The sequence below is a fragment of the Rhodoferax sp. genome (assembly GCF_028688795.1).
GTDB lineage: Bacteria > Pseudomonadota > Gammaproteobacteria > Burkholderiales > Burkholderiaceae_C > Rhodoferax.
Window position 1 is genome coordinate 1 of record NZ_JAQTXM010000009.1, and the last position, 15526, is coordinate 15526.

16 protein-coding genes are annotated in these 15526 nt (G+C 60.4%); 10 read left to right on the forward strand and 6 right to left on the reverse strand.

What is annotated here, in order from left to right; genetic code table 11:
• The first annotated feature begins 230 nt into the window (after window positions 1-230).
• From PHQ58_RS08430 to PHQ58_RS08440, 3 genes are read left to right on the forward strand one after another with little or no spacing between them, the layout of a single operon-like run.
• Window positions 231-1118, forward strand: a complete 888-nt coding sequence (locus PHQ58_RS08430) for an ABC transporter permease (RefSeq protein ID WP_300109759.1) — start codon at window positions 231-233, stop codon at window positions 1116-1118.
• Window positions 1119-1122: 4 nt separating this feature from the next.
• The gene (locus PHQ58_RS08435) at window positions 1123-2106 is read left to right on the forward strand and encodes a mammalian cell entry protein (RefSeq protein WP_300109762.1); all 984 of its coding nucleotides are present in this window, start codon (window positions 1123-1125) and stop codon (window positions 2104-2106) included.
• The gene (locus PHQ58_RS08440) at window positions 2103-2774 is read left to right on the forward strand and encodes a hypothetical protein (RefSeq protein ID WP_300109765.1); all 672 of its coding nucleotides are present in this window, start codon (window positions 2103-2105) and stop codon (window positions 2772-2774) included. The genes PHQ58_RS08435 and PHQ58_RS08440 overlap by 4 nt, the downstream gene beginning before the upstream one ends.
• Before the next feature lie 21 nt (window positions 2775-2795).
• Here the strand turns inward: PHQ58_RS08440 and PHQ58_RS08445 are convergent, their stop codons facing one another.
• The 3 genes from PHQ58_RS08445 to PHQ58_RS08455 all read right to left on the reverse strand — a co-directional run bounded on the left by PHQ58_RS08445 (window position 2796) and on the right by PHQ58_RS08455 (window position 5047).
• The gene (locus PHQ58_RS08445; protein ID WP_300109768.1) at window positions 2796-4034 is read right to left on the reverse strand and encodes a multidrug effflux MFS transporter; all 1239 of its coding nucleotides are present in this window, start codon (window positions 4032-4034) and stop codon (window positions 2796-2798) included.
• A gap of 9 nt (window positions 4035-4043) precedes the next feature.
• Window positions 4044-4520, reverse strand: a complete 477-nt coding sequence (locus PHQ58_RS08450; protein ID WP_300109771.1) for a CopD family protein — start codon at window positions 4518-4520, stop codon at window positions 4044-4046.
• A gap of 107 nt (window positions 4521-4627) precedes the next feature.
• Window positions 4628-5047, reverse strand: a complete 420-nt coding sequence (locus PHQ58_RS08455) for a high-potential iron-sulfur protein (protein ID WP_300109773.1) — start codon at window positions 5045-5047, stop codon at window positions 4628-4630.
• A 175-nt stretch (window positions 5048-5222) separates the two neighbouring features.
• Here PHQ58_RS08455 and PHQ58_RS08460 point away from each other — a divergent pair, with 175 nt between their 5' ends.
• From PHQ58_RS08460 to groL, 6 genes are all read left to right on the forward strand, one after another.
• Window positions 5223-5966: a hypothetical protein gene (locus tag PHQ58_RS08460; protein WP_300109776.1), complete on the forward strand. Its 744-nt coding sequence runs from the start codon at window positions 5223-5225 to the stop codon at window positions 5964-5966.
• A gap of 178 nt (window positions 5967-6144) precedes the next feature.
• Window positions 6145-7254, forward strand: a complete 1110-nt coding sequence (locus tag PHQ58_RS08465; protein ID WP_300109778.1) for a Tat pathway signal protein — start codon at window positions 6145-6147, stop codon at window positions 7252-7254.
• Window positions 7255-7280: 26 nt separating this feature from the next.
• On the forward strand, window positions 7281-8141 hold the full coding sequence (locus tag PHQ58_RS08470; protein ID WP_300109781.1) for a DUF6544 family protein: 861 nt from the start codon (window positions 7281-7283) through the stop codon (window positions 8139-8141).
• Entirely contained in the window at window positions 8138-8899 is a 762-nt protein-coding gene (locus PHQ58_RS08475) for a CPBP family intramembrane glutamic endopeptidase (RefSeq protein WP_300109784.1), read from the forward strand. The genes PHQ58_RS08470 and PHQ58_RS08475 overlap by 4 nt, the downstream gene beginning before the upstream one ends.
• Window positions 8900-9084: 185 nt before the next feature.
• Window positions 9085-9375 carry a co-chaperone GroES gene (locus tag PHQ58_RS08480; RefSeq protein WP_022775333.1) on the forward strand — a complete coding sequence of 97 codons (291 nt, stop codon included), beginning with the start codon at window positions 9085-9087 and terminating at the stop codon, window positions 9373-9375.
• 143 nt (window positions 9376-9518) lie between these two features.
• Window positions 9519-11168, forward strand: a complete 1650-nt coding sequence (groL, locus tag PHQ58_RS08485) for a chaperonin GroEL (RefSeq protein ID WP_300109791.1) — start codon at window positions 9519-9521, stop codon at window positions 11166-11168.
• Window positions 11169-11392: 224 nt separating this feature from the next.
• On the opposite strand, the gene PHQ58_RS08490 is transcribed toward groL, so the two are convergent.
• Window positions 11393-11896, reverse strand: a complete 504-nt coding sequence (locus PHQ58_RS08490; RefSeq protein WP_300109793.1) for a hypothetical protein — start codon at window positions 11894-11896, stop codon at window positions 11393-11395.
• Between PHQ58_RS08490 and PHQ58_RS08495 the strand changes: the two genes are divergently transcribed.
• Window positions 11895-12794 carry an alpha/beta fold hydrolase gene (locus PHQ58_RS08495; protein ID WP_300109796.1) on the forward strand — a complete coding sequence of 300 codons (900 nt, stop codon included), beginning with the start codon at window positions 11895-11897 and terminating at the stop codon, window positions 12792-12794. The two genes, PHQ58_RS08490 and PHQ58_RS08495, sit on opposite strands and share 2 nt — an antisense overlap.
• Before the next feature lie 199 nt (window positions 12795-12993).
• Here PHQ58_RS08495 and pgi read toward each other — a convergent pair whose 3' ends face one another.
• Window positions 12994-14562, reverse strand: a complete 1569-nt coding sequence (gene pgi, locus PHQ58_RS08500; RefSeq protein WP_300109799.1) for a glucose-6-phosphate isomerase — start codon at window positions 14560-14562, stop codon at window positions 12994-12996.
• 12 nt (window positions 14563-14574) lie between these two features.
• Window positions 14575-15522: a transaldolase gene (tal, locus tag PHQ58_RS08505; protein WP_300109803.1), complete on the reverse strand. Its 948-nt coding sequence runs from the start codon at window positions 15520-15522 to the stop codon at window positions 14575-14577.
• Between the last annotated feature and the right edge of the window lie 4 nt (window positions 15523-15526).

Genomic DNA, 15526 nt, shown 5'->3' on the forward strand with positions numbered 1-15526 from the left:
GCAGACGTTTCGACTGGCTGTGGCACGCAAGCGAAGGCCTTGGTTTGAGGGGCTTTGGGCCAATGCCGGTGAGCCTTTGGCATTCGCAGATTCGGCTAAAAAATCCTAATGAACAATCTCGGATAAATCCAACAAAGCCATCGCAGGTTCCATCCTTTCAAAACACCATTAGACACTAAATTACTGTATAAATAAACAGTATTTTGAAGACCCAGCCGAGGTGCAAAAGCGTGCCCACCAAAAAAATTGATGCCGGCTTGACGCTTGTCATGCCACGCCACACTGCCGTGGTAGGCCGGTTTGACGCAAGTCTTTATGATCTGCCCATGCCTGCCAACCCTGTTCACCCCAACCGCTTTACCCGTTGGCGCGTGTCGGCGCAGCGCCAGCTGGCCAGCTGGTGGTTCATGCTGCAACTGGGGGCTGCGGTGCTGGCGTTGGCGCTGACACCCAGCACCTACAGCGCCTTGTTTCGGGCCGCTACTGCGCGCCAACTGGTCATCACCACCTGGCAAGTGTTGCCGTGGTTCACCAGCTTGGCGGCGCTGCTGAGCTTGGTGTTGATCCGCATCGTGGTTGTCACGGCTTTGAGCTATGGCTTGTCGCAGTACGCGCTGCAAATGGTGGTGCGGGTGCTGGTGCTGGAACTCATCCCCTTGGCCGCAGCCATGTTTGTTGCCCTGCGCAGCGGTTTGGCGTTCAACGCGGGCATCCTGCCTGTGACACAGGTGGCGCGCATTCGTGGCCTGCATGATCTGGACCCGCAGCACCTGCGCAATGTGCTGGCACCGCGCGTGCTGGCTGAATCGTTCTCGGTGTTGACCCTGGCCATGGTCAACAGCGTGATCGTGCTGGTACTCACCTACCTCACGGTGTATGGCCTGTCGCCCTGGGGTTTGCCGGGCTTTACCCGCACTGTGGGGCAGGTGTTTGACCTGTCGGTGAGCCTGGGTTTCATGCTCAAGGTGTTCTTGTTCAGCCTGGCGGTAGCCGTGGTGCCGATGGCCGCCAGCCTGCAGGCGCCATCCACCACCAGCACCATGCAGCCCGGTGCGGTGCGGCTGTTTTTGGTGCTGCTGATGCTGGAAGGCGCCTCGCTGGTGGTCAAATACATCTGAATTTATGAACCCTGCTGAACCTTCTCCCCCCACCGAGCCAATGGCCCACCTGGAACGCAAGGCCGGGCTGCTGCTGACAGCCGTCGCCATAGTGATTCTGGGCTTTTTGCTGTACGTGATGTACGCCCGCGGCGTGTTCGAGACCACCCAGCAGCTGGTGTTGGTCTCGGATGATTCCGAGGGCGTGATTGTCGGCATGGACCTGACGTTTTCGGGCTTTCCCATTGGCCGTGTGCGCCGCATTGAGCTCGCCGCCGACGGCAAAGTCCGCATGGTGATTGACGTGCCGCTCAAGGACGCACGCTGGCTGCGCACCAGCAGCATTTTCACCATGGAACGCGGCATGGTGGGCGACACCCGCATCCGCGCCTTCAGCGGCATCCTGACTGACCCGCCACTGCCTGCAGGTGCAGAACGCGAGGTGCTGCGTGGCGACACCGCGGCCGAAATCCCGCGCTTGGTGGCCAGCGCCCGTGCCATTCTGGAAAACCTGGAGAGCATGACCAGCGCCGAGTCCAGTCTGAACGCCAGCCTGAAACACATCAAAACCACCACCGAACGCATGACCGGCCGTTATGGCGTGTTGACCGGCGTGCTGGGCAGCGAAGACAACGCGCAAAAAATCATCGCCACGTTGGAGCGCACCAACGCCTTGCTGACCAAGGCCGACCAACGTGTGTTTGGCAGCGGCGGCGTGATAGACGGTGCCCAGGGTGCCATCAGCAGCGCCAAAACCACGCTCGACACCTCAGCTGAGACCGCCCGGCAGCTCACGCTGGTGCTGCAGGACGCCCGCCTGACGCTGAGCAAGGTGGACGCCGTGCTGGTCGAGGCGCAGGCCGTGGGCGCCAACACCCGCGTTGCCACCACTGATCTGGGCACGCTGCGCGCCGAGGTCGAAGCCAGCCTGCGCAAGGTCAGCCAGCTCACCAACGAGATCAACCGCAAATGGCCGTTTGCACGCGACACCGAGATCAAACTGCCATGAAGAAGTCTTTACTCACTCTGTGTGCCCTGCTGCTGGGCGCCTGCGCCAGCCAGCCGCCGCCACCCGACTGGCAAGCCAACGCCTTTGCGGCGCTCGGCAACTATTCGTCGGCCTATCTGGAAGGCAACACCCGCGTGGCAGACCTTGAATTTGCCCGTGCCAAAGTCGAGGTGTCACGCACCGGCCGCCCCGACCTGATGGCGCGCCTGGAGCTGGTGCGATGTGCCGCACAGGTGGCCAGCTTGGTGCTTGAACCCTGCACCGGCTACCTGGCGCTGGCCGCCGATGCCAAACCACCAGAGCAGGCCTACGCCGCCTTCCTCAGCGGCCACTGGGCGGGGCTTGATGCCAAGCTGCTGCCCGTGGCCTACCAGGGTTTGGTGGCCAGCCCAGGCGCACCTTCTGCTGCGGCCAACAGCCAGTTAAGCCAGATCCAAGACCCGCTCTCAAGCCTGATTGCGGCTGGCGTGCTATTACAAAAAGAGCTCCTATCGCCCGTAGATATTGGGCTGTCGGTCGAAAAAGCATCTAGTCAAGGCTGGCGCAGGCCACTGCTGGCGTGGCTGGGCGTGCAGCTTAAGCGTGCCCAGACCGTAGGCAATACAGCAGCAGCCCAGCAGATTCAGCGCCGGATTGATCTGGTGTTACAGGCCCAGCCTGCCCACTGACCAAGGCTGCAGCCAACGGCTTCAGTCCACCGGGTGCTCAATCACCCGGCCAATTTCGGGCCAGCGTTTGTGCAGTCCCACCCAGGCCAGCACACCGACAGACAGCATCGCCAGCGAGGCAGCAGCCAGCCCCACGGTGGAATGCATCACCAGTGGTGCAATCAGGCCCGCCACCAAACCGTTGGCGCTTGATCCAATGAAAGCTTGCAGGCTTGACGCCATGCCACGGCGCTCCGGGTGTAAATCGAGCACCAGCAGGGTCACCACCGGCACCATCATGGCCCAGCCAAAAGAAAAGATGGCCACCGGGAAAAGTGCCCATGACACATGCGCCTTGAACAGCAGATTGGCCAGCAGATTAATGACCGCGATGCTGAGCATGATGGAAAAACCGTATTTGATTTGCTGTTTGGGTGCCAGCCGTCCCGCCATGCGGCCACTGACCCAGGCCCCGGCCATGATGCCGCTGATGGTGAGCACAAAAAACCAGAAAAACTGCGTCGGGAGCAGCGCCATGTGTTCACCCAAAAACACCGGGGCCGACAACACATACAAAAACATGCCGTTGAAGGGGATGCCACTGGCCAGCGCCAGCAAGAAGAAACGCGGGTCACGCCCCAGCTTCCAGTAGCCCTGCAACAAGTTGCTCACCTTGAGCGGCTGGCGCTGCATCACATGCAGGGTTTCGGGCAGCAGCTTGTAATTGGCCGCCCACAGCACCACGCCCACGCCGGTTAAAAACCAGAACACCGCGTGCCAGCCCAGGTGGGCAAACAGCACCCCGCCCACCATGGGCGCAATGGCCGGTGCCACGCCAAAATAAATGGTGATCTGGCTCATGACCTTTTGCGCGGCAGCCGGCGGGAACATGTCTCGCACCACGGCGCGTGACACCACAATGCCGGCGCCGGTGGTCAAGCCCTGCACCGCCCTGAAAAACACCAGCTGTCCAATGCTTTGCGACAGCGCGCAACCCATCGACGCCAGCGTAAAGGCCGCCAGCCCCCAAAGCACCACCGGTCGACGCCCCACGCTGTCCGACAAGGCGCCATGAAACAGGCTCATGAAAGCAAAACCAAACAGATACGCCGAGAGCGTTTGCTGCATTTGCAGCGGTGTGGCGTCCAGCGAGGTGGCAATACCGGCAAAGGCCGGAATGTAGGTGTCGATGGAAAACGGCCCGAGCATGCCCAGCGTGGCCAGCAGCACCGCCAGCGCCCAGCGCGGCGCGCGCCACAGGTGTTGTGCGTCTGGATTCATGGGGCTTGCTTAGCTTGATGCGCCGAGCAGCGTCACCAAAACAATCAGCACGCCCAGCCCCAGGTTGACCAGCACCCAAAGGCGAATCTGCGCCAACGCGGCAGCACCGGCTGGCCAGTCGGCAGCCTGCACTGCGCGGGTCAGGCGCTTGTACAAGGAGAACCGGATGTGGCCAAAAATCAGCATCATCACAATGCCCAATGTAGCCATGACCATCCACTCAATCGGCATGTTGAAGCGCACGCCCGACTGCGCCATTTGCCGTGCCATGCGGCCAATCATCCAGCCTCCGGTGACCAATGCCAGCGTCGCAGACGCCAGCACCGCTGCAAAAAACCGCCCCAGCACCGCGTGCATCAGCCGCACGCGCACACCGGGCTCCAGCTCCGCCACAGCCGGGCGCAAAAAGAAATGGGCAAACACCATGCCGCCAATCCAGACAATGATGGACAGCAGGTGCAGGGTTTTCAGGAGGGCATAGATCATGGTCAAAGCTCGCAGTTCAAGTCAGGGCATGAAGTGTGCCTGAGGAACAGCGGATGCGTTGGAGCCACGGGCAATGCCAAGCGGGGCAGCAATGGCTGCCGGTGAGGTCAGGCCTTCTTGACCCAGGAATTGCACCAGCCGACAGCGGCCACGTGTTTGCCCGGAAACAGCGGGCAAGGACCCTCGGCATCACCGGCCTTGCCCAAGTAAAGGGCGCAAGTGCTGCACTGATTGCCCACCACGTAGGACTTGAATTTGACGGTATCGGCGCGGGTGTGGTTTGCCACATAGCCCAAGGCCACGGCCTGTGCGGCCGTTTCGTCAACCAGCGGCATGGCCGAAGCAGCCGGCGCGGCCTCTTGCACCACCGGTGGTGTGGGCGCCGGCGTTGCGGCGACTGGTGGTGGCGCTGGGGTGTTGACAACGGCAGGCGGCGGCTCGACCTTGGGCGAACAGGCGGCCAGCAAGGCCACACCCGCAAAGGGCATGATTTCGATGAAGCGGCGACGGGTTGAAACTGCAGACATAGTGAACTCCTTGAAGAAAGTGGCAGTTGAAAATTATCTCAACCCGCGCATGATGGGACAACCCAGAATGTGCCGTCTGTGTGCGAATACACAAAGCGCTGCAACTTTTTTGTGATCGAGTAGAGTCAAAACCGTCCGTACCTCCGCGGCCACATGCCCCACACCCCATCACACCATGAATCGACTGCAAACCGAGCTGTGCCGCCTCTACCTCTCACCCGACCCGCAGCCTGAAGGCCAGGCTCCGGCAGGCGCAGGCCCCGGGCTGGTCAACGCCAGCGGACAGGTTCGCGCCATGGTCATGGACGTCACCCAGCCCGTCGGCTGGGACGGCGTTGCAGCGCTGTGGCAAGGTGTTCAGGACGACCTTGATTTACCGGCCCCGGCCATTGCGGTGTCGGGCATCGACGGCTACCAGGTCTGGTTTTCAATGGCCCAACCGATACCGGTGGCACAGGCGCATGATTTTCTTGAGTTGCTGCGCCAGCGCTATCTGGGCGCGATTGCCCCACGGCACATCGGCATGAGCCCGGCCGCTGATGCTTCTGCACCAGGGCTGGCCCGGCACGCCAGGTTGGTACCCGCGCTGCAGGTCGACTCCGGCCATTGGTCTGCATTTGTGGCCCCTGGGTTGGCGGGCATGTTCGCCACTGAGCCGTGGCTTGACCTCGCCCCCAGCCCGGATGCCCAAGCCAATATCCTGTCTGGTTTTGAGAGCATCCAGAGTGCCGACTTTCAGCGCGCACAAGACCGGCTCCAACCGGCCAGTGCGCCGCCCGTTCGTGATACAGCTTCGTCACCATTGCCATCACCCAATGATTCCGCGCCCAAACGCTTTTTGCTTTCGGTGATGAACGACCCCGCCACTGAGCTGCGCCTGCGCATTGAGGCTGCCAAGGCCCTGTTGCCTTACGTTTAGTCAGTCGTGCCCGCGATCAGCGTCCCAAGCTGATTTGATCGGCTCCAGGTGGTCTGGGCCGAATGTTCGGCATCGCACGGACGAGCCTGTCCCAACTGTTGAAGATTCAGATTGCCGCCAGCGCGGTGAGCGTCGCTTTGCTGGCGACCGCGGGTTGACAACTTCGGACATTGAAATCATGATCACACGCAGACAGTTTGCAGCTTCGACCCCGTGCCTGTTGGCCGCTCCGCTGGCTTTGTCAGGCTGCTTCCCGGAGCCTGCGGCGGACGGCTACGAAGCGGTCGCCCAACGCACCTGGCAGTTGGGTGCCGTGACGGGTCTCAATGGCGCTGCGCTCGGTCGGGAACTGGTGCGCCTCGCCACGCTGGCTCCTTCCAGCCACAATACACAGTGCTGGCAGTTTGCCCTCGACACCAGCGGCCGTTCCATCACCATCCAGCCCGATCTGTCGCGTCGATGCCCTGCGGTAGACCCGGACGATCATCACGTCTTTGTCTCGCTGGGCTGCGCCACCGAGAACCTTGTCCAAGCTGCGTTGGCGCACGGCTTGCAGGACAGCGCGCAGTTCGATGCGGTACGCGACGTCATACGCGTCGTGCTTGAACCCACACGCGCCAAAACCTCGACCCTGTTCACGGCGATTCCCGAGCGCCAATGCACACGCGGTGACTATGACGGCCAGCCCCTTTCAAGCGAAGAGCTGGCCATGTTGCACCGTGCTGGAAGTTCGGACACCGTGCGCCTGCTGCTGCTGACTGACCGCCCGGCGATGGAACAGGCACTGGACTACGTGATTCAAGGCAACACGGCGCAAATGGCCGACGCAGCCTTCGTCAAGGAGCTGAAGGCCTGGATCCGCTTCAATGGCGCCGAGGCCGTTCGCACACGCGACGGGTTGTACAGCCTGACCTCGGGCAATCCCAACATCCCGTCATGGATTGGCGACGTGGCGTTTCGCTGGATCTTCACCCCGAAGGCCGAGAACGACAAATATGCGCAGCAGGTGCGCAGTTCCGCCGGGATCGCGGTGTTTGTGGGCCTTGCCGCCGACAGGGCGCACTGGGTGGAGGTAGGGCGGTGCTACGAGCGCTTTGCGCTGCAGGCCACTGCACTGGGCATCCGCAACGCCTTCTTGAACCAGCCGGTTGAAGTGGCTGCACTGCGTCCGCCCTTCGCCGCCGCACTGGGTCTGACCGAGCAGCGCCCCGACCTCGTCGTGCGCTTTGGCCGCGGCCCGGCGCTGCCATGCTCACTGCGGCGGCCGGTTGAGGCTGTGCTGGTCTGACCAAGCCCAACACGGAAGGCCCTCACATGACTTGGTTCACCTGGCTTGCTCTCATGACCGCTGCGCTCGCGATCATTGCCATCGGCTTGACGGTTGTCGGTTCAATGCGATGGGCCGAGTCGACACAAATGTTGAGGGCTCGCCTCGAAGCGGGGCGTTTTTCGCCCGTTTCAGCGCACTACGACGCACGCGAGATCGAGGGCCTGCCCGTGCCCGTGCAGCGCTACTTCCGCGCCGTACTCACGCCCGGCCAGGCCATCGTCACGGCTGCCACGATCCAGATGACCGGTACCTTCAACCTGTCCACCACCGGCGATCGGTGGGTGCCGTTCACGTCGCGTCAGCGCGTCATCACTCGACGTCCGGGTTTCTTGTGGGATGCCCAAATGGCGTTGCTGCCGGGATTGACGATGCGCGTGGTCGACAGCTACATCGTCGGCAATGGACTGCTGAAGGCCAGCGCCCAAGGCTTGTTCACGATGGCCGACATGCAAGGCGGTGAGGACATGGCACGCGGCGAGTTCATGCGCTGGTTCGCCGAGGCAGCCTGGTACCCGACTGCGCTGTTGCCCAGCCAGGGCGTGCGATGGCAAGCGGTCGACGACCGGTCGGCAAACGCCACGCTGGTCGACGGCCCCGTCTCGCTGACGCTGCTTTTTCGCTTTGACGACGCTGGCCTGATCGAATCGTTCCGAGCCGAGGCTCGGGGCGGCATGGTGGGCAAGGTCATGGTCCAGGCACCTTGGGAAGGCCGCTTCTCGAACTACCAGACCCATAACGGCATGTCGACGCCATTCGCCGGCGAAGTGGCTTGGATGCGACCAGGAGGGTGCAAGCCCTACTTTAAGGGTACTGTCACGCTGCTGAGCCATGAGTTCGCGCCATGATGGTCCGGTCAGCCGCGCCCAATGAAGCCGTGGCGGCACCGGCGTCGGTGTTGGCTTTTTTTGTGCTGGCCTTCGCGTGGTCATGGTCCTTTTGGCTGCTTGCGCCGCTGTTGCAGACCGAAGCGCCAGTGGCGGCGACAGCACTCGCCTTGGCTGGCGGGTTCGGGCCGAGCCTGGCAGCAGTGGCCGTGGTTGCCTACCAAGGCGGTCGGGGCGGCCTGCGTCGCTGGTTGAGCCGCTGCCTGCAGTGGCGGGTCGGGTGGCGCTGGCTGGCACTGGCCTTCTTCTTTCCGGTCGGCTTCATGGGTCTGGCAGCAGCTGCCCATGTGGTGCTGGGCGGCCCGCTGGGTGAGGAGTTGGGTTGGCGCGGCTACGCCTTGCCCGTCTTGCAGCGTCAATGGGGGTGGCGCATCGCCAGCCTGGTGCTGGGTGGTGTGTGGACGCTTTGGCATGTGCCGCTTTTCTACAGCGCGGGGACCGTGCAGAGCCACCTGCCGATGGGTCTGTATGCGCTGAGCGCCATGGCCTCGTCGGTGCTGTTTGCCTGGCTCTTCAACCGCACCGAAGGCAGCGTGCTGCCGGTACTGGTGCTGCATACCGCCGTGAACGCCTGGTCTTTGGTGATCCCGGTGATGGTCCTGCCCGATGGCAGCAACCTGCGGCCGTTTCAGCTGGTGGTCGGCATTTTGGTGTTCGCGGCCCTGCTGCTGCTGTTTAGTCCCAACCCTGCACCGCAGGATCGGCGATTCAGTAGCTGAAGTGAGGTCAATCGCAAGTCAGGGGCTTGAAAGCCAGCCAAACGCCCTTATCATTAGCACTCGTTGGAGTTGAGTGCTAACAGCCCAGGCTGTCCGCCATCACTCTAAAAGTTACAGGGCCACACACCAACCGTTGTGCGGCCTGTGTTGTTAAACCCCTTGATTTAAACCCTATAGGAGTCACTATGAAACTTCGTCCCCTGCATGACCGCGTGATTGTCAAACGCGTTGAAAACGAAACCAAAACTGCTTCTGGCATCGTTATTCCTGACAGCGCTGCTGAAAAGCCTGATCAAGGCGAAGTCTTGGCCGTTGGCCCAGGCAAGAAAAACGACAAGGGTGAACTCGGCGCGATGAGCGTGAAAGTTGGCGACCGCGTGTTGTTCGGCAAGTACAGCGGCCAAACCGTCAAGGTTGACGGCGACGAACTCCTTGTCATGAAAGAAGACGACCTGTTCGCTGTTGTTGAAAAATAATTTCATTGCGGGACGGACCGGCCGACGTGCAAAGCACCCGGTTGCACTGTCCTCAACTGATTAAAGATATCAATTCAATAGCTAGTCACGCAATATACAAGCGGGCTAGCAGTCAATTAACTTAAATATTCTGGAGTCATCACATGGCAGCAAAAGACGTAATTTTCGGCGGCGAAGCCCGCGCACGCATGGTTGAAGGCGTGAACATTTTGGCCAACGCGGTCAAAGTGACTTTGGGCCCTAAAGGCCGTAACGTGGTGCTGGAGCGCTCTTTCGGCGCCCCTACCGTGACCAAGGACGGTGTGTCCGTGGCCAAGGAAATCGAACTCAAGGACAAGCTGCAAAACATGGGTGCGCAGATGGTCAAGGAAGTTGCCTCCAAGACTTCTGACATCGCTGGTGACGGCACCACCACCGCCACCGTGCTGGCACAAGCCATCGTTCGCGAAGGCATGAAATACGTGGCCGCCGGCATGAACCCGATGGATCTGAAGCGCGGCATCGACAAGGCTGTGACTGTGTTGATCGGCGAGCTGAAGAAGGCTTCCAAAGCCACCACCACTTCCAAAGAAATCGCCCAAGTTGGTTCGATTTCTGCCAACTCTGACGAAACCATTGGCAAGATCATTGCTGATGCGATGGACAAAGTGGGCAAAGAAGGCGTGATCACTGTAGAAGACGGCAAGTCTCTCGACAGCGAACTCGAAGTCGTTGAAGGCATGCAGTTTGACCGCGGTTACCTGTCGCCTTACTTCATCAACAACCCGGAAAAACAATCGGCTTTGCTGGACAACCCATTTGTGCTGCTGTTTGACAAGAAGATCAGCAACATCCGTGACCTGCTGCCTACCCTTGAGCAAGTCGCCAAGTCGGGCCGCCCCCTGTTGATCATTGCTGAAGATGTCGATGGCGAAGCCCTGGCAACTTTGGTGGTCAACACCATCCGTGGCATCCTGAAAGTTGTGGCTGTCAAGGCTCCAGGCTTTGGTGACCGTCGCAAGGCCATGTTGGAAGACATCGCCATCTTGACCGGTGGTAAGGTCATTGCTGAAGAAGTTGGCCTGACACTTGAAAAAGTGACTTTGGCTGATCTGGGTTCTGCCAAGCGCATCGAAGTGAGCAAGGAAAACACCATCATCATCGACGGTGCTGGCCCAGCTGCTGACATCGAAGCCCGCGTGAAACAAGTGCGCGTGCAAATCGAAGAAGCCACTTCTGACTACGACCGTGAAAAACTGCAAGAACGCGTGGCCAAGTTGGCTGGCGGTGTTGCCGTGATCAAGGTTGGCGCTGCCACCGAAGTCGAAATGAAAGAAAAGAAAGCCCGCGTTGAAGACGCACTGCACGCTACCCGCGCTGCTGTGGAAGAAGGCATCGTGGCTGGTGGCGGCGTGGCTCTGTTGCGCGCCAAGCAAACTGCTGGTGCCATCAAGGGCGACAACGCTGACCAGGACCACGGCATTGCCTTGGTGCTGAAAGCCATCGAAGCGCCCCTGCGCGAAATCGTTTACAACGCCGGCGGCGAAGCCTCTGTGGTGGTGAATGCGGTGTTGGCCGGCAAGGGCAACTACGGTTTCAATGCTGCCAACGACACCTACGGCGACATGATCGAAATGGGTATCCTGGACCCAACCAAAGTGACCCGCACCGCACTGCAAAACGCAGCGTCTGTGGCGTCCTTGATGTTGACCACTGAATGCATGATCTCTGAGTCTCCAAAGGATGACTCGGCTGGCGGCATGGGTGGTGGCGACATGGGTGGCATGGGCGGCATGGGTGGCATGGGCATGTAAAGCGTAGCGAAATCACGCGACACCGTTGTTGCGTCGCCTTGCCGTGCGGTTCGCACTGTCAGCGGCGACGCGCCTAGGTTTCGCGCGATTGCGCAACGCTTTGCCAGCACTTCCCGGCTGACAAAAAAACCCCGCAAAGCGAAAGCTTTGCGGGGTTTTTTACTATTTTATTTATAGCTACTCACACTTATTTCATAAGGGCTAGAGGCTGATTTCTTATAAATTTAATTGAACGGTACGTTCAGTTGAACCATCAGTGCAGCCGTGCCCAGCGCGTTGATTTGGGCAGACCAGCCGGGTTTGAATTCGTACGCCAGGGCGATGATGGCGCCCGGTGAAAAGCCTTTGTAATTCAGCGGCACCTTGTTTTCATACGGCACTTTGTAGCCGTAAAGCAGGCCAGCCGTCCACTTGAACGACAAGGGCGCAACGCCCAAAATGTTTTTGTAAACACCGCCCCAAGGGTAGATGTAGACGCAATCCTGGCCGAACGAGTTGCTGAAATAGGTCAACCCGTCAAGCTTGCCGCTGGTGTGCTCACGCTCAATGCCCACCATGAAGACCGGCTTGTGGTCATCGCTGGGTGAAAAGTGGTAGCTGTAGGGGCTCATTTGCCATTGCAGCTTCATGCCAGGTTCGGCCAGCCAGCTGCTTTCAGTTTGGGCCAAGGCCAAAGGTGCTTGCTGGGCCACAATCAGCGCAACAGCGAGTTGTATAAATTTTTTCATGGGGTTAAAACTGAACGACAAGAGACAAACGGGGCACAGTGTAACGGCGGTTGTTGTCCATTGGCTGATGCTGTTGGCGCTGCTTGGCAGCAGTGGCTGCGCTTGGCTGGACGGCCACCAGCGGCAAATCATTTACCGCCCGTCTGCTGGCGTGCCGGTAGATTTCAACGGCTTGCGCGCGGGCGACACGCGCTATGTTGTGAACGTGCCCAACCCAGAGGGCCAGTCACAACGCCTGGCGATCTGGTGGCTGCCACACGCCTCGCCTGACGCGCCCACGCTGCTGTACTTGCACGGCACCTTTCGCAATTTGTTTGGCAATGCGCACAAGATCGACGCGCTACGCCAAGCCGGGTTTTCGGTGCTGGCGGTGGACTACCGCGGCTGGGGCGAAAGCAGCCCAATCACCCCCTCGGAAGCCAGCATCATGGTTGATGCGCAGCTGGCCTGGGCCGAGCTTGTCAAACACCAGCCCAAGGCCAGCAAACGAGTGATTTATGGCCATTCCATGGGCAGCGGCGTGGCCGTTGGCCTGGCCAGCCGCCTGCAGTTTCCGATCGATTACGGCGGTCTGGTATTGGAATCTGCCTTCACCAGCTTCACCGATGTGGCACATGCCTCAGGCTGGCTGGCGAGCCTGGTCAATCTGTTCAACCGCGAGCGGTTTGCCTCGATTGAAAAAATCGGCCAGGTGCAGGCGCCGCTGCTGATGCTGCATGGCGAGCTGGACAACACCATTCCAATCCGCCTGGGCCAGCAGCTGTTTGCGGCAGCCAACGCGCCCAAGCAGTGGCTCACGATTGCAGGCGCGGCGCACAGCGATCTGGACCAGGTCAACCCGGCGCTGTACCAGGCCACTTTGCGCAGCTTTGCCGCCCATTACCTGTCAAGCCAATAAGGCGAAACGGGCGGAGTTTACGTTTGCAACGCGATGCAAAAATCGGCTTGTCATACTGAAAGTGCTTCTAGACTCAGATTGACGTGGCATTCAACGCAGCGGCATCAAGGAGGAGGCCGAAGGCCGGGGGACAGCCGCGGAGTTGAGTGCCACGGCGGGCTGAGTCCCACGGTGTCAGCAAGGCCTGGTTGTCATGAAGTCAGCTCCGAAGACGTGCCAGCAAGCCCGCTGTAGAAGCATCCAGACCAGCAGCGTCACCGCTGATCAGGCGTTTCTCTACATCCTTGGCCAGCACCTTGCCAAGCTCCACACCCCATTGGTCAAAACTGTTGGTACCCCAGACACTGCCGCTGACAAACACGCGGTGCTCCTGCAGCGCAATCAACGCGCCGAGCGACGTTGGGTTGAGTTCTTCCAGCAGCAAAAACGTGCTGGGCCGGTTGCCGGTGAAGTGTTTGTGGCCACCTGCATCTGATTTACCAAGCATCAGCGCCTGCGCTTGTGCCAGGGCATTGGCCAGCAGCAAGGTGTGGTGTCCTTTGAGTGTGTGTTTGGGCGTTTTGACGGCGACAAACTCCACTGGCACCACGTCCGTGCCCTGGTGCAGCATCTGAAAATAGGCGTGCTGGCCGTTGGTGCCGGGTTCGCCCCAGACCACCGGCGAGGTGGCGAAGGGCAAGGCCTGGCGATCGGCATCCACACGTTTGCCATTGCTCTCCATCTCCAGCTGCTGCAAATACGCCGGGTAGCGCTTCAATGCCGCATGGTAGGGCGCGACGCTGCGGCTGGTGAAGCCATGAAAGTTGCGGTACCACACATCGAGCAGGCCCAGGCGCACCGGCAGGTTTTGCGCCAGTGGCGTGGTGCGAAAGTGTTCGTCCATGTCGTGCGCACCGGCCAGAAATTCCCTGAAGCCCTGCGCCCCAATGGCCATCGCCAGCGGCAAGCCAATGGCTGACCACACCGAATAACGTCCGCCGACCCAATCCCAGAAACCAAAGGTGGTGCTGATGCCAAAGGCGTTGGCTGCGGTCACGTTGGTGGTCAGCGCGGCAAAGTGACGGGCAATGTCCGTGCCACCCTGGGACTCGAACCAGGCCTTGGCCGACTGCGCGTTGGTCATGGTCTCGATGGTGGTGAACGTCTTGCTGGCCACCAGAAACAAGGTGCTCTCAGGTTTCACTTTGCGCAGCACCGCAGCCAGTTCATGGCCGTCTACATTGGAGACAAAGTGAAAACGTTTGCCGGGCAACACAAATTCGTCCAGCGCCAGCACCGCCATTTGTGGCCCCAAATCAGAGCCGCCGATGCCGATGTTGACCACATCGGTGATGGCCGCGTCCGCGCGCACCTGTTCGGCGTAGGCCAGCATGGCATCGAGCGTGGTGTGCACGCCGTGTAGCGTCTCAGTCATGTGCCGGTGCACCGACTGGGCTGGCATGGCGGGGTCAGAAGGGGGTGTTCTTAACAACCAGTGCATCACGGCACGCTCTTCGGTGGTGTTGATGGCCTCGCCCGCAAACATGGCGTCACGGTGCGCCTCCAGGCCGGTTTGGCGCGCCAGCGTCATCAACAACTGCTCGGTGGCTGCATCGATCCGGTTTTTGGACAGGTCGGCAAACACATGCGGCGCCGTTTGGCTGAAGTTGCCAAAACGCTTTGCATCAGCTGCAAAAGCGGTTCGCAAGTCAAAAGTCGAACCTGCGGCGTCAAACGTATTCTTTAATTCACCCCAGGCGGGGGTGCGGTCACAACGGATTCGGTTCATGCGATCTCCTTTTTAGGCAGCTTGCAACATCTGGTCGAGCTTGCCCGCATCGACACAAAACGCGCGAATGCCCTCGGCCAGTTTCTCGGTGGCCATGGCATCCTGGTTCAGGGCAAAGCGGAACGTGGCTTCGTCATAGCTCAGGTGCGGCAAATCCAGCGACTTTGCAGCACTGGCATCCAGCGCGCGTGGCAGCGCGGCCGAGCTGGCAGCCAGCTGTGCCAAAAGCTCGGGGCTGATGGTGAGCAAATCACAACCGGCCAGCGCGGTGATCTGGCCAACGTTGCGAAAGCTTGCGCCCATCACCTCGGTGGCAATACCAAACTTCTTGTAGTAGTTGTAGATTTGCGTCACCGATTGCACGCCGGGGTCATTGGCACCGCTGTGCTCTGCCTCGACCCACGCCGCACCAGCTGTCTTTTTGTACCAGTCGTAAATGCGCCCGACAAAGGGCGAAATCAGTTGCACTTTGGCCTGGCCACAAGCCACCGCTTGGCAGTGCGAGAACAGCAGCGTCAGGTTGGTGTGGATGCCTTTTTGCTCCAGCTCGGCCGCCGCCTGAATGCCTTCCCAGGTGGCCGCCACCTTGATCAGCACGCGGTCAATGTGAATGCCTTGCGCCTGGTACAGCTCAATCAGCCGCTCGGCGCGAGCCACGCTGGCATTGGTATCAAAGCTCAGACGTGCGTCCACTTCGGTCGACACGCGGCCCGGCACGATGGACAAAATCTCGCAGCCAAAACGCACCAGCAGGCGGTCGGTGATCTCGTCCAGGGCACGGCCCCGGTATTGCGCCACTGCGTCATCCAGCAGCGAGCGGTACTCGGGCTTTTGCACTGCTTTTAGGATCAGCGACGGGTTGGTGGTGGCATCGGTGGGCTGAAAGGCTTCAATTTGTTTGAAATCGCCAGTGTCGGCCACCACGGTGGTGAATTGTTTGAGAGCGTCAAGTTGGTTCATGCAG